Annotated in this window: 11 protein-coding genes; 4 read left to right on the forward strand and 7 right to left on the reverse strand. The window is 59.5% G+C overall.

Features of this window, described 5'->3' with window-relative positions; translation table 11 throughout:
- The first annotated feature begins 347 nt into the window (after positions 1-347).
- Entirely contained in the window at positions 348-1,892 is a 1,545-nt protein-coding gene (locus tag METH_RS07945) for a helicase HerA-like domain-containing protein (RefSeq protein WP_024089923.1), read from the forward strand.
- 108 nt (positions 1,893-2,000) lie between these two features.
- Here METH_RS07945 and METH_RS07950 read toward each other — a convergent pair whose 3' ends face one another.
- The 5 genes from METH_RS07950 to METH_RS07970 form a co-directional block, all read right to left on the reverse strand.
- Complete coding sequence (locus METH_RS07950) at positions 2,001-3,323, reverse strand: branched-chain amino acid ABC transporter permease (RefSeq protein ID WP_024089924.1); 1,323 nt, start codon at positions 3,321-3,323, stop codon at positions 2,001-2,003.
- Entirely contained in the window at positions 3,320-4,330 is a 1,011-nt protein-coding gene (locus METH_RS07955; RefSeq protein ID WP_024089925.1) for a branched-chain amino acid ABC transporter permease, read from the reverse strand. Before METH_RS07955 ends, METH_RS07950 begins: the two co-directional genes overlap by 4 nt.
- 3 nt (positions 4,331-4,333) lie before the next feature.
- Positions 4,334-5,047: an ABC transporter ATP-binding protein gene (locus METH_RS07960; protein ID WP_024089926.1), complete on the reverse strand. Its 714-nt coding sequence runs from the start codon at positions 5,045-5,047 to the stop codon at positions 4,334-4,336.
- Between the two features lie 47 nt (positions 5,048-5,094).
- Entirely contained in the window at positions 5,095-5,880 is a 786-nt protein-coding gene (locus METH_RS07965; protein ID WP_024089927.1) for an ABC transporter ATP-binding protein, read from the reverse strand.
- A gap of 99 nt (positions 5,881-5,979) precedes the next feature.
- Entirely contained in the window at positions 5,980-7,173 is a 1,194-nt protein-coding gene (locus METH_RS07970; protein ID WP_024089928.1) for an ABC transporter substrate-binding protein, read from the reverse strand.
- A gap of 190 nt (positions 7,174-7,363) precedes the next feature.
- Here METH_RS07970 and METH_RS07975 point away from each other — a divergent pair, with 190 nt between their 5' ends.
- Positions 7,364-8,467, forward strand: coding sequence for a PQQ-dependent sugar dehydrogenase (locus METH_RS07975; protein ID WP_024089929.1), 1,104 nt, complete (start codon positions 7,364-7,366; stop codon positions 8,465-8,467).
- A gap of 21 nt (positions 8,468-8,488) precedes the next feature.
- Here the strand turns inward: METH_RS07975 and METH_RS07980 are convergent, their stop codons facing one another.
- A complete protein-coding gene (locus tag METH_RS07980; RefSeq protein ID WP_024089930.1) occupies positions 8,489-9,493 on the reverse strand; it encodes a GlxA family transcriptional regulator in 1,005 nt (334 codons plus the stop codon).
- A 181-nt stretch (positions 9,494-9,674) separates the two neighbouring features.
- Here METH_RS07980 and METH_RS07985 point away from each other — a divergent pair, with 181 nt between their 5' ends.
- Positions 9,675-11,045: a class II 3-deoxy-7-phosphoheptulonate synthase gene (locus METH_RS07985; RefSeq protein WP_024089931.1), complete on the forward strand. Its 1,371-nt coding sequence runs from the start codon at positions 9,675-9,677 to the stop codon at positions 11,043-11,045.
- 167 nt (positions 11,046-11,212) lie between these two features.
- Here the strand turns inward: METH_RS07985 and METH_RS07990 are convergent, their stop codons facing one another.
- Positions 11,213-12,049, reverse strand: a complete 837-nt coding sequence (locus METH_RS07990) for a PAS domain-containing protein (RefSeq protein ID WP_024089932.1) — start codon at positions 12,047-12,049, stop codon at positions 11,213-11,215.
- A gap of 239 nt (positions 12,050-12,288) precedes the next feature.
- Between METH_RS07990 and METH_RS07995 the strand changes: the two genes are divergently transcribed.
- A complete protein-coding gene (locus METH_RS07995) occupies positions 12,289-13,185 on the forward strand; it encodes a YicC/YloC family endoribonuclease (RefSeq protein ID WP_024089933.1) in 897 nt (298 codons plus the stop codon).
- The last annotated feature ends 4 nt before the right edge of the window (positions 13,186-13,189 follow it).

Below are 13,189 nucleotides of genomic sequence, written 5' to 3' on the forward strand. Positions count from 1 at the left end.
GGCCCCCTTTTTCGTGTTGTGTCTCCCCGTCGGACTGGCCGACTTAGTTATTGTGTAGGACGTTACGAAAGGGCCGGCCATCGGTCAACATGCAAGTTCAAAAAAATGCAATGCAGCTCGTATTTGTTGGAAATCACTGGGTTTGCCGGAATTTTGCAATGTTGAATGCCCGGTTTCCCAGCAGTTTCCGGGAAAAAGAAGGCCGTGCACAAGGCACGGCCAGTCTGACAGGGAGGAAATGTCCGCCACGGCAACCGCATTCGCAGGGGCGGGCAAGATTGACTATCGCACTGAAAAGTTAACGTTGTATTGTTGTCCACAGGGAAGAGAACAGGCAGGGGACAGGCATGGCTGACAGCATTTTTCTAGGCGGCGGCGGTGAGGATTATGTCGTGCCGCAGGGACTGGCATTGAAGTATGCCAATCGGCACGGGCTGATTGCCGGTGCAACGGGCACCGGCAAGACGGTAACACTGCAGATTCTGGCTGAAGGATTTTCAAATGCAGGCGTGCCGGTGATTCTGGCGGATGTGAAGGGAGATCTGTCCGGCTTGGCCAAACCCGGCTCGACCGAGCGCAAACTGCATGGCGCCTTCATCAGCCGGGCGCAAAAAATCGGCTTTGCGGACTATGTTTATCACGCCTTCCCGGTGACTTTCTGGGACCTTTATGGTGCCCAGGGCCATCCCGTTCGCACTACGGTTGCGGAAATTGGGCCGCTGCTGCTGTCCCGCCTGCTTGAGCTGAGCGAAGCCCAGGAAGGCATACTGAACATCGCTTTCCGGCTTGCGGATGAAGAGGCGCTGCCGTTGTTGGACTTGAAGGACTTACAGGCATTGCTGGTCTGGATCGGCGAAAACCGGTCGCATCTGTCACTGCGGTATGGCAATGTCTCTTCCGCCTCGATCGGGGCCATTCAGCGGCGGCTTCTTGTGCTGGAGAACCAGGGCGGAGACCTGTTGTTCGGAGAGCCCGCGCTGGCGCTAAGCGACCTGATGCGCTGTGACGCAGCTGGCAAAGGCATGATCAACATCCTGGCCGCGGACAAGCTGATGGCCGCACCGGGGCTTTATTCCACTTTCCTTTTGTGGCTGCTGAGCGAACTGTTCGAGGAACTTCCCGAGGTCGGAGACCCTGAGAAGCCGCGGCTGGTTTTTTTCTTCGACGAGGCGCATTTGCTGTTCGAGGACGCACCAAAGGCGCTGATCGACAAGGTTGAACAGGTGGCGCGGCTGATCCGGTCCAAAGGGGTGGGGATCTATTTCATTACCCAGAACCCCGCCGATGTGCCGGAGGATATCCTCGGCCAGCTTGGCAACCGCATCCAGCACGCGCTGCGCGCCTTTACCGCCAAGGACCGCAGGAACCTGAAACTGGCGGCGGAAACCTACCGCGAGAACCCGCGTTTTTCCACCGGGGAGGCCATTCGCGAGGTTGGCGTCGGGGAAGCCGTCACCTCAATGCTGCAGAAAAAGGGCGTTCCGGGCGTAGTGGAACGCACTCTGATCCGCCCGCCAAGTTCTCAACTCGGACCGGTTACGGCGCAGGAGCGGGAGGCCATGCTGAAAGCGTCGAACATGGCTGGAAAATACGACAAGCCGCTGGACCGGAGGTCAGCTTATGAAATTCTGGCACAGCGCGCGGCGGCGGCAGCGCAGGAAGCGGAAGCATCCGAGGTCGCAGCGGAAGAGGCCCCGCAGCCGATGACGCGGGAATTCAACGCGGCCCGCCGGTATTCCGGTTCCCGGGTCAGCCGGTCTTCTGCAAAGGCTACCCGGAAGAAGGACAGTTTCACCTCGGCAATGTCGGAAGCGGTGATAAAGGAACTGAAGGGCACGACCGGGCGCCGGATTGTCCGCGGCATTCTCGGCAGCCTGTTCAAAGGGCGCTGAACAATCGAAAATGGGTTCGGCTGTCGCCAAACCCATGCCTCCGGCGGGAATATTTTCCACCAGAAGGAAGCAAAAAGCGCCGCCCGTATCTCCAGGGCGGCGCTTGGTTCATTTTTCAGGGATCAATCCGCGCGGGCTGAACCTGAGAACGAGCAGCAGTATCAGGCCCATCGTGAACAGCCGCATGTGCGAGGCGCTCTCCACCAGATGCGCCTTCAGAGCGCTGCCTTCAGCCATGCCGGAGGTGACAACTTCCATCAGAAGGATGCCCATCGGCTCCACCTTGATCCAGAAGAACCAGATCAGCATGCCGCCCAGCACTGCGCCGAAGTTGTTACCGGAACCGCCGACAATCACCATCACCCAGATCAGGAAAGTGAAGCGCAGAGGATTATACGTTCCAGGCGTCAGCTGACTGTCGAGCGTGGTCATCATCGCACCGGCGATGCCGCAAATGGCGGATCCAAGTACAAAGATCTGCAAATGGCGGCGGGTCACATCCTTGCCCATCGCCTCAGCTGCGGTTTCATTGTCGCGGATCGCGCGCATCATCCGGCCCCAGGGGCTTTTGAGGGCCATCTGCGCCATCCACAGCAGGGCCAAAAGCACCACGGTGAACATCAGCGCATAGCCTGCCTTGACGTAGATGGTCGAGGCCAGAACCGGATCGAGCCCAAGTCCTGCGGCGCTTTCCACAAATCCAGGATCGTTTTGCAGATCCACCTCATAAGGCAGCGGACGGGGCAGGCCGACGACGTTTTTGACGCCGCGTGACAGCCAATCCTCGTTCTTGAGCACGGCAATGATGATCTCGGCAATGCCCAGCGTGGCAATCGCCAGATAGTCGGACCGCAGGCCCAAAGCGGTTTTGCCGATCAGCCAGGCAGCCCCGGCTGCCAGCAGGCCGCCTGCAGGCCAGGACAGCAGCACCGGCAAACCCAATCCGCCGATGTTGCCCTGCAGCGCCGGGTTGATGGCTTCCACCGAACCCACGGCAGGATCAAAGATCGCACGATAAACAAAGAAGCCAACAATCATGATGCCGGCCAGCACCAGCATCCGCAATTTGCCGGGGGCCATGAATTTGGTGATCATCACCCCGGCAGCCACGGTCATGGCGCCCATGACTAGCGCGATTAAGATACTGACGCCGCCCGAAGACCAGGCCGCGGGGATCACCGGGGTTGACGTCAGCACCACAGCCAGCCCGCCAAGCGCGGTAAAGCCCATGATGCCGACGTTGAACAGGCCGGCGAACCCCCATTGGATGTTCACCCCGATGGCCATGATAGCCGAGATCAGCCCCATGTTCAGGATTACCAGCGCCGAGTTCCAGGAGCCGGAAAAGAACAGGAAGTCCGTCATGCCTTCCAGCAGGATCATCACGCCGACAAAGACGAAGAGGAGGGTATGTTTCATGGTCTCGGTCATACCGCTTTCCCTTTGAAAAGGCCGGTGGGCTTGAACAGGAGGACGACAATCAGGATCGCAAAAGAGACGGCGAACTTGTAATCGGTGCTAAGAAGCTGAACCAGCCCGTCTGGTGAGAGGCCGTCAGGCAGCCCGTAGGTCAGAACCTTTTTCCAGGCATAGGTGATCGTCACTTCGGAGAAAGCGATGATGAAACCGCCCGCGATCGCGCCCAGCGGATTGCCAAGCCCGCCCACGATGGCCGAGGCAAAGATCGGCAGCAGCAGCTGGAAATATGTGAAGGGCTTGAACGATTTGTCGAGGCCATAGAGAACGCCTGCAATGGTCGCCAGCGCCGCCACGATCATCCAAGTGTACATCACCACCCGTTCGGGGTTGATACCGGACAAAAGCGCCAGATCCTCATTATCCGAATAGGCACGCATGGACTTGCCGGTGCGGGTCTTGTTCAGGAACCAGAACAGCGCCGCGACCACGATGATCGCGGTGATCACGGTGATGCCTTGGGTGGTTTTGACCGCCAGGCCCTCGTCCAGACCGGTCATCTGTTTAAAGGTGCGCGCCGTGATGATGAAGCGTTCGCCATCCGCAAACCGCTGGTCGCCGGGGCCGATAATGAAACGGACGATGCCGTTCAACATGAACATCACGCCGAGCGAGACCATCACAAAGATCACCGGTTTTGCCTTTTGCTGGCGGTAGAACCTATAGACGGTCCGGTCGGTCAACAGTACGAGGCCGATTGTGCCGAGGATACCAAAGGGCAGGGCGAGCAATGCGGTCGGCAGCACGCCAAAGCTGATCCCCATCGACTGGAAAGCCCAGGTGACCAGGATCGTGACCATTGCGCCGAACGCCATGGTGTCGCCATGGGCAAAGTTCGAGAATCTGAGGATCCCGTAAATCAGCGTCACCCCCAGCGCGCCAAGCGCCAGCTGCGAGCCATAGGCCAGCCCGGGGACAATAACAAAGTTGGTGAGCGCCACGAGGGCGTTGAGAAGGTCCATCTATCAGCCCCCCAAGAACGATTTGCGCACTTCGGGATCAGCCAGCAGCTCTTTCCCGGTGCCGGTATAGGCATTGCGCCCCTGCACCAGAACATAGCCTTTGTCCGCGATCTCAAGCGCTTGTTTGGCGTTCTGCTCCACCATCAGGATCGGCAGCCCGGTGCGGGCGACCTCGATGATCCGGTCGAACAGCTCATCCATCACGATGGGAGAGACGCCCGCTGTGGGTTCGTCCAGCATCAGAACCTTGGGCTTGGTCATCAGCGCGCGGCCCACGGCCACCTGCTGGCGCTGGCCGCCGGACAGCTCTCCGGCCGGTTGGCTGCGCTTGTCGCGCAGGATCGGGAACAGTTCATAGACCTGCTCCATCGTGTCCGTAAAATCATCGGTGCGGATAAACGCACCCATCTCCAGGTTCTCCTCCACCGTCATCGAGGTGAAGATGTTGCTGGTCTGGGGCACAAATCCCATGCCCTTGACCACCCGGTCCTGCGGTGACAGCGCGGTGATATCCTCGCCGCCCAGCCGCACCGTGCCCGAGTGCACGTTCAGCATCCCGAACACCGCCTTCATGGCAGTGGATTTCCCGGCGCCATTTGGGCCAACTATTACGGCGATCTCGCCGGGGTTCACGGCGATCGTGCAGTCATGCAGGATATCCGGCCCTTTGCCGTATCCGCCTGTCATGCAGTCGCCAATCAAAAATGGTTCAGACATTCATATGCTCCGTTCCCCTATCCGGGCGGCAACGCGGCGCCAAGGCATCAAGCCTTGGCCAGCTTGTCTTTGTTCTTCAGGCCGGTGCCCAGATAGGCCTCGATCACCTGCTCATTCGCCTTGATCTCGTCCAAGGTGCCCTCGGCCAGTTTCTTGCCTTCAGCCATGCAGATCACCGGGTCGCAGAGGCGGCCGATGAATTCCATGTCGTGTTCGATGACGACAAAGGTATAACCGCGCTCTTCATTCAGACGCTTGATCGCATCGGCAATGGTGTAGAGCAGGGTCCGGTTCACGCCGGCACCGACCTCGTCCAGGAAAACGATCTTGGCATCCACCATCATGGTGCGGCCCAATTCCAGCAGCTTTTTCTGGCCGCCCGAGATCTCGCCCGCCTTCAGATCGGCTATATGGCTGATGGTGAGGAATTCCAGCACTTCATCGGCCTTGGCCCGTAGCGCCCGTTCCTCGCTGGCGATCCGCTTGCGGCCGAACCAGGTGTTCCACAGAGTTTCGCCCGACTGGTTGCCGGGCACCATCATCAGGTTTTCCCGGCAGGTCATCGAAGAGAACTCATGCGCGATCTGGAAAGTGCGCAGCAGCCCCTTGTGGAAGAGCTCGTGCGGGGGCAGGCCGGTGATATCCTCACCATCCATAGTGACCCGGCCGGAGGTCGGCGGCAGAACTCCTGCGATTACATTGAATAAAGTGGTTTTGCCGGCCCCGTTCGGGCCGATCAAACCGGTTATGGACCCCTTAGCGATTTCCAGCGAAGCGCCGTCCACCGCGTGGAACCCGCCGAAGTGCTTATGCAAGTCCTCGACGACGATCATGACATTTCATCCCCTGCCGCGATTTCGCGGCGCTTTTTAATTTGGAACAGCCCGGGCGGAACCCGGGCTGATCTTTCGCTGTGTATTTTCAGTTGCTTATCAGCGGAATTTGACGGTTTCGATCTTGCCGTCTTTGACTTCCACTTCGCGGTAAGAACCTGCGCTTTCACCCGGGCCGATCAGCTCAACGCCGGTTGCGCCCTGATAGTCGATCTCACCGCCGGCGGCGAGAATTTCCAGTGCTTTGCCCAGCTCACCCGGATTGATGGGTTCGCCCGGTGCGTTGGCAATATCCAGAACCTTGCCCATGTAGTCCGCAGGTGCGGTTGAATTGGCAGCCTGCATTGCCAGCAGGAACAATGCCGCTGCATCGTAGGACTCAGGTGCGTAGGCCGAAGTGCCGTCAAAGCCTGCTTCCTTGGCCATTTCAGCAAAAATCTTGGAGCCTTCACTGTCCGAACCTGCGATTTGGCCGAAAGACCCATTCAGGTCTGGGCCGATGTTTTTCGGCAGGGAATCCCCGATCATACCGTCGGGCAGGCCAAACATGTCAAACGCTCCGCTGTCCAGCGAGCCTTGGATGATGCCCAGACCGCCTTGGTCGAGATAGCCGGCAACGACCAGTACATCGCCGCCTGCAGAGGCCAGCGCACCAACTTCAGCCGAATAGTCGCCCTTGCCGTCTTCGTGAGCGGCAACGATGGTGACTTCGCCGCCCGCCGCCTCGAACGCAGCCTGGATCGAGTCGGCAAGACCTTTGCCGTAGTCGTTGTTGGTGTAGGTCAGGGCAATCGACGACACGCCGCGCTCTTTCAGCACCTCAGCCATGATTTCACCCTGGCGTGCGTCCGAAGGGGTGGTGCGGAAGAACAGGCCATTGTCTTCCATCGTGGTCAGGCCGGGCGAGCTGGCGGAAGGGGAAATCATTACCATGCCGTTCGGAATGGCCACGTTTTGCAGAACTGCACCGGTCACGCCGGAGCAGTCGCCGCCGACAATGCCGTTGACGCCTTCAGAAATGATTTTCTCGGCGTTGGCAACAGCCAGGCCGTTGTCGACGCAGCCGTTGTCAGCGCGTACAGAGCTGACGGTCGCGCCGTCCAGCAGTTTGCCGGACTTGGTGACTTCCTCCATCGCCAATTCCGCGCCGCTGGCCATTGCCGGCGTCAGCGATTCAATCGGGCCGGTGAAACCGAACAGGATGCCGAGCTTCACTTCCTTGGCATGGCCGCCGGCAAATGCAGTGCCAGCCGTCAGCGCAGCGGCCGCGGTGGCCATCAGCAGTTTCTTCATTTGAAAACTCCCATTGTTGGAACAAAAATGTTCACATCGGACCCTAGGCAAGCCAGTTCAAAAAGAAAAGTCTTATTGAACCGGAACAGTTTTCCCTGGGCCGCTTGGTTTATACGGCACCTCTATATGCATCCCCGGATGCAGCGCGGGCGTGGATTTACAGGGGAATCAAAAGAAGGAAAAGACCTCAATGCTGAAGTATTCACGCCTTTTGACGGCCGCCGCCATGCTGATGATTGTCTGCACGGCGTCTTATGCAGAGAAGCTCCCGACCAGCCAGGGGAACCTTGTTGTAACGCTGATGGCCGATGGATTTGATGTGCCTTGGGCATTTGATTTCCTGCCGGATGGCAGCCTGCTGGTGACAGAACGGGATGGGCAGTTATTTCATGTCAGTGCGGGACGTAAACAACGTGTTGAAGGGGCGCCTCCCGTGGCCGCCGAAGGGCAGGGCGGCCTGCTGGATGTGATGGTGCCAAGGGATTTTGCGCAAAGCCAAGAGATCTTTCTGACCTTCGCCAAACGTCAGGGGCGCGGCGCCGGCACCGCCTTGGCTGTTGCACGGCTGACACCGGACAACACGCGCCTGACGAGCCTTCGGGTTCTGTTCGAAGCTGTGCCTGGTGCCTTGGGCGGGCGGCATTTCGGCTCCCGTGTGGTGGAAGCAAGGGACGGAAGCCTGTTCATTTCGCTGGGCGAACGCGGCGACCGGCGCAGTGCACAGAACTTGCGGCTCCACCAGGGATCGGTGGTGCGGATTAACCGCGACGGTTCGGTACCCGCCGGCAACCCCTTTACGGGCGCGGAAGGCGCACAGCCGGAGATCTGGTCTTACGGACACCGCAATCCGCAAGGCATGGCGCTGGATCTTCAAGGCAATCTATGGGTCGCTGAACACGGTGCCAAAGGCGGCGATGAGGTGAACAGGGTCCGCAAGGGTGCCAATTACGGTTGGCCGGTGATTTCCTACGGGCGCCATTACTCGGGTGGCAAAATCGGAGAAGGCACTGCGAAACCCGGAATGGAGCAGCCGGAATGGTACTGGGATCCCTCCATCGCGCCGTCCGGCATAATGATTTATTCCGGCCGGATGTGGCCCGAGTGGCGCGGAGATATCTTCGTGGGCTCGCTGAAATTCGACTATATTTCCCGGCTCTCAGGGAGGCCGCTGAAAGAAGTGGAGACGCTTCGCAGCGGTGAAACCGGGCGCATCCGTGATGTGCAGGAGGCGCCCGACGGTAGTATTTGGTTTGCTTCGGAAAGCGAAGGCGCGCTGTTCAGGCTATCCCGTTGACCGGCAGGCAGGCCGCGCGGGTCACACCTTGTACGTTGCCGCCTTGCTGCCGCGTTCGCGGTAGGGCGTTGTGTCGTAATGCGCCCGGTAGCATTTGGAGAAATGCGACGGTGAGGCAAAGCCGCAGGCCAGCGCCACATTGATCACGCTCATATCCGTCTGCATCAGCAGGTTCCGCGCCTTTTGCAGCCGGATCTCCATATAGTAGCGTTTGGGCGACCGGTTCAGGTAACGGCGGAACAGGCGCTCCAGCTGACGGGTGGACATGCCGACATCCTGCGCCAGAACCGACGGGCTGATCGGCTCTTCGATATTGGCTTCCATCATCTGGATCACCATCGACAGCTTCGGATGGCGCACTCCGATGCGGGTCGGGATCGACAGCCGCTGCGTGTCCTGGTCGGTCCGTATCGAAGAATAAATCAACTGGTCCGCCACCGCATTGGCCAGCTCCTCGCCATGATCATTAGCTATCAGCTTGAGCATCAGATCGATGGACGAGGTGCCGCCGGCGGTGGACAGCCGGTTGCCATCGATCACAAAGACCGATTTGGTCAGGTCAACCTCATCGAATTCCTCGGCAAAGCTGTCGGCGTTTTCCCAGTGAATGGTCGCCCGTTTGCCGTCCAGTAGCCCTGCCTTGGCCAGTGTGTAGGAGGCGGTGCAAAGCCCGCCAATTGTGAGCCCCTTGCGGGCTTCGCGGCGCAGCCAGGCCAAAAGCTTTTTGGTGGTGGATTCTTGCACGTCAATGCCGGAGCACAGCATGACCACATCATCCCGGTGCAGATCGTTCAGATCCCCGTCCAGATTGAACGTAGTGCCGGCCGAACAGGTCACCGTTTCACCGCCCTCACCGATCAGAGTCCAGGAATAACTGTCCTCGCCATTCATCCGGTTGGCAATCCGCAGGCATTCGACGGCCGATGCGTAGGAAAGCATGGTGAACTTATCGAGCAGCACAAAGACGAACCTCTTCGGCTGGCCGGCCTCAACTCCAGAAACAGCAGGCTTGCGTGGCGTCTGCATTGCAAGGGTCCTTCAAGAAACAAGTCGGGCCGCGGCAGCAGGCTCCGCGGCAGGTCGGGAAACCGTGTTCACAGCTTGGACCCGGGGTCAAGTGGGCGCAATTCTAAACTGGCCACCCCGGTGCGGATTTTGTATAGAACACCCAACACAAATTAAAGACCTCTGATGCGGAGATAAAGTCATGAGCGAATGGCAAAAAACGGACTGGCGCAATAAGCCGCGGGTTCAGATGCCGGACTATACGGATGCGGCAGCGCTGAATGCTGTCGAGGCTCAGCTTTCCAAATTCCCGCCGCTGGTCTTTGCCGGCGAGGCGCGCCGCCTGAAACAGCATCTTGGTGCTGCAGGGCGCGGTGAAGCCTTCCTGCTGCAAGGCGGCGACTGCGCCGAGAGCTTTGACCAGTTCAGCGCGGATGCGATCCGCGACACCTTCATGGTGATGCTGCAGATGGCGATGGTGCTGACCTATGGCGCCAAAGTGCCGGTCGTGAAAGTGGGCCGCATGGCCGGCCAGTTTGCCAAGCCGCGCAGCGCTCCGACTGAAACCATTGATGGCGTCGAACTGCCCAGCTACCGCGGCGACATCATCAATGAGCTGGAATTCACCTCTGCCGCCCGCATTCCGAACCCGCAAAAGATGTTGCAGGCCTATACCCAGGCCGCCGCAACGCTGAACCTGCTGCGCGCCTTCTCTACCGGCGGGTTTGCCGATATGAGCCGGGTGCATTCCTGGACCCTGGGCTTTACGGATGAGCAGGAAGTCCAGAAATACAGCGAGATTGCAAACCGTATTCAGGACACCATCGATTTCATGGCTGCCGCCGGCATCACCGCCGACACCACCCATGAATTTTCGACCGTTGATTTCTACACCAGCCACGAAGGGCTTCTGCTTGAATACGAAGAAGCGCTGACCCGGCTAGATTCGACCTCTGGAAAATGGCTGGCCGGTTCCGGCCACATGATCTGGATCGGCGACCGCACCCGCCAGCCTGACGGTGCCCATGTGGAATTCTGCCGCGGCGTGCTGAATCCGATCGGTCTCAAATGCGGTCCGACCACCACGGCTGAGGACCTGAAGGTGCTGATGTCGCGCCTGAACCCGGAGAACGAAGAAGGCAAACTGACCCTGATCGCCCGTTTCGGCGCAGGCAAGGCCGGCGAGCATCTTCCGCGCCTGGTCAAGGCCGTGAAGGAAGAGGGCGCCAATGTCACCTGGGTCTGTGACCCGATGCATGGCAACACAATCAAATCCTCGACCGGTTACAAAACCCGCCCCTTCGACAGCGTTCTGCGCGAAGTGCGTGACTTCTTTGGCGTTCATAAGGCCGAAGGCACTATCCCGGGCGGCGTGCATTTCGAGATGACCGGCCAGGACGTGACCGAATGCACTGGTGGTGTCCGGGCGGTGACTGATGAGGACCTGAGCGACCGCTACCACACCGCCTGCGATCCGCGCCTCAATGCCAGCCAATCGCTGGAACTGGCTTTCCTGGTGGCCGAGGAACTGTCTGTTTTGCGGGCCTCGCAGAACACCCGTCAGGCTGGCTGAGGCCTTAGTAGGCGCGCGCTGTCACGGCGCGAGGCTTTCCAGGTCACTGCACATGCAAAAAAAGCGCCCCGGGGTTCTCCCGCGGGGCGCAGTCACTTCAAGTGCTATGACCTTGGACTTGAAAAGATAATACTTTTGCGCCGCGGGCGTATCGCGGCGCCCGCCTGTCAGTCCCGGTTAACCACCAAACGCAGATGCGAAGCGGCCTTTCGCTTACCTTCATTCGGGGCCGTTGCCGCCGCGACTGTATCCGCCGGTTCCCCAAGCTTACCTGTGCGGCTGCGTTCCAGAAGCGCCTTGGCCTCGTCAAGGATTGAACGTTCGGGTTTGAACCGGGCCTGGGTCTCCGCGAAACCCGGATTAGGCTGGTTTGCGTCCTGACGCTTGTCGGCAGCTGCGTCTCGCGGTTTGGCTTTGAACCCGGCAGCGCCAGCGGCTTTGCCGACCGTGCGCATTTCGATCGACGAGATCGAGAAACGCTGCGAGGTGGCGGTCGCCCCCTCATCCGCGACCAGAACCCCCAGGACCCGGCTGATATCTCCCAGATCGCTGCGCAAAGGCAGCAGCAGCATACGGGCGTCGCGCGGCGCGCGCTGGCGCGGCGCTTCGATTTGCAGCTCCAGTTCAACAATGGCGGGTGTTTCGAACATGTGCTCCATCGCCGAGCTCAGCTGTTTTCGGGCCTCGGTGGTGAAGAACGCCGTCACCGGCATGCCGCGCACCTCCATGCCTGCCATTTCATTCACCAGCGTTCCAGCGAGGCGGAATCGGGCAATGCCAGGCGCGATCCGTTCCAGAATGAATGTATTGCTCAGGATATTCTCAAGCCCGCGCGGATCAATCTGCGAGCGGCTGGGCACATCATCGCCGCGGCGCAGCGCGGTCCAATAGGCTTCGGCTTGGCGCAGCGGCGATGGCGAGCCGCCCTTACGGAAGCGGTTCATGGAAACAACCTTGTCCTGACCTGTGGTCACTTCAGTACTGCTGCGGCTGCCAAAAATCATCTCTTCATCCCCTCGAACCCCGGCCTTCCCTTTTGTTTCGGCAACCGGTGGCTGCGTTAACTCTTAGGGCCGGTTTGGTTACCCTGAAGTTAAGATGACACAATATAATTCAAATTTGGACTACTTCTTTAAGCAATGGTTAACACGCTGTGCGCCCCGCAGTTATGCGATTGCACTTGCACCCTATACTTTCGAGACAGTAGAGCTGTCCAATAATCAGCGATAAGAGGGCCAGCCCCATGACCATCCGCAGCATGACCGCCTTTGCCTCGGAGCAAGGCAGCGCTGACCAGCACAGCTGGAGCTGGGAGCTCCGATCAGTCAATGCCAAGGGGCTGGATCTGCGCCTTCGGGTGCCGGATTGGCTGGAAGGCCTTGAAATCCATGTCCGTTCAACCTTGAGTAAAGCTCTTGCGCGCGGAAATGTCTCGCTTACCCTGCGCATTACGCGCAGCGAAGACGGCGCCGGGCAGATGCAGATAAACGCTGCCATTCTGCAATCGGTGATCAAGTCGCTGGCTGAAACACAATCCATTGCAAAGCAGAACCGGGTGGATATCCGCCCGGCCTCTGCCGCCGAAGTTCTCAACTTCAAAGGAGTCCTGGAGCAGTCCTCGGGTGACGATGATCCGGCGCCGCTGGTCAAGCGATTGAGCCGGGAATTGGAAACCCTCGTGGCCGAATTCGTGCAGATGCGCGAGGCCGAGGGTGCAGCGCTTGCCCAAATCCTTAACAGCCAGCTGGAGGCGGTTGCCGCGCTGACGGCCCAGGCCGGGGAACGCGCCGAAGAGCGCAAACTGAAAATGGGTGAAACGCTCAAGGCCAATCTGGCGCGGGTTATGGACAATGCCGAAGGCGCAGATCCGGACCGGGTGGCCCAGGAATTGGCCCTGATCGCGGTCAAGGCCGATGTCACCGAAGAATTGGACCGTCTCGGGGCCCATGTTGCCGCTGCCCGCGATCTTCTGGCCAAGGGCGGCGCGGTGGGCCGCAAGCTCGACTTTCTGATGCAGGAGTTCAACCGCGAAGCCAACACGCTGTGTTCAAAAGCGCAGCACAGCGCCTTGACGGCGGTTGGGCTTGAGCTGAAAACCGTGATCGACCAGATGCGCGAGCAGGTGCAGAACATAGAATAAGAAA

The organism is Leisingera methylohalidivorans DSM 14336, assembly GCF_000511355.1.
Classification (GTDB): domain Bacteria; phylum Pseudomonadota; class Alphaproteobacteria; order Rhodobacterales; family Rhodobacteraceae; genus Leisingera; species Leisingera methylohalidivorans.

Bases quoted from the DNA above. Each gene is read 5' to 3' on its own strand.
- METH_RS07945 (WP_024089923.1), top strand. From the start codon at position 348: ATGGCTGACAGCATTTTTCTAGGCGGCGGCGGTGAGGATTATGTCGTG.
- METH_RS07950 (WP_024089924.1), bottom strand. From the start codon at position 3,323: ATGACCGAGACCATGAAACATACCCTCCTCTTCGTCTTTGTCGGCGTG.
- METH_RS07955 (WP_024089925.1), bottom strand. From the start codon at position 4,330: ATGGACCTTCTCAACGCCCTCGTGGCGCTCACCAACTTTGTTATTGTC.
- METH_RS07960 (WP_024089926.1), bottom strand. From the start codon at position 5,047: ATGTCTGAACCATTTTTGATTGGCGACTGCATGACAGGCGGATACGGC.
- METH_RS07965 (WP_024089927.1), bottom strand. From the start codon at position 5,880: ATGATCGTCGTCGAGGACTTGCATAAGCACTTCGGCGGGTTCCACGCG.
- METH_RS07970 (WP_024089928.1), bottom strand. From the start codon at position 7,173: ATGAAGAAACTGCTGATGGCCACCGCGGCCGCTGCGCTGACGGCTGGC.
- METH_RS07975 (WP_024089929.1), top strand. From the start codon at position 7,364: ATGCTGAAGTATTCACGCCTTTTGACGGCCGCCGCCATGCTGATGATT.
- METH_RS07980 (WP_024089930.1), bottom strand. From the start codon at position 9,493: ATGCAGACGCCACGCAAGCCTGCTGTTTCTGGAGTTGAGGCCGGCCAG.
- METH_RS07985 (WP_024089931.1), top strand. From the start codon at position 9,675: ATGAGCGAATGGCAAAAAACGGACTGGCGCAATAAGCCGCGGGTTCAG.
- METH_RS07990 (WP_024089932.1), bottom strand. From the start codon at position 12,049: ATGATTTTTGGCAGCCGCAGCAGTACTGAAGTGACCACAGGTCAGGAC.
- METH_RS07995 (WP_024089933.1), top strand. From the start codon at position 12,289: ATGACCATCCGCAGCATGACCGCCTTTGCCTCGGAGCAAGGCAGCGCT.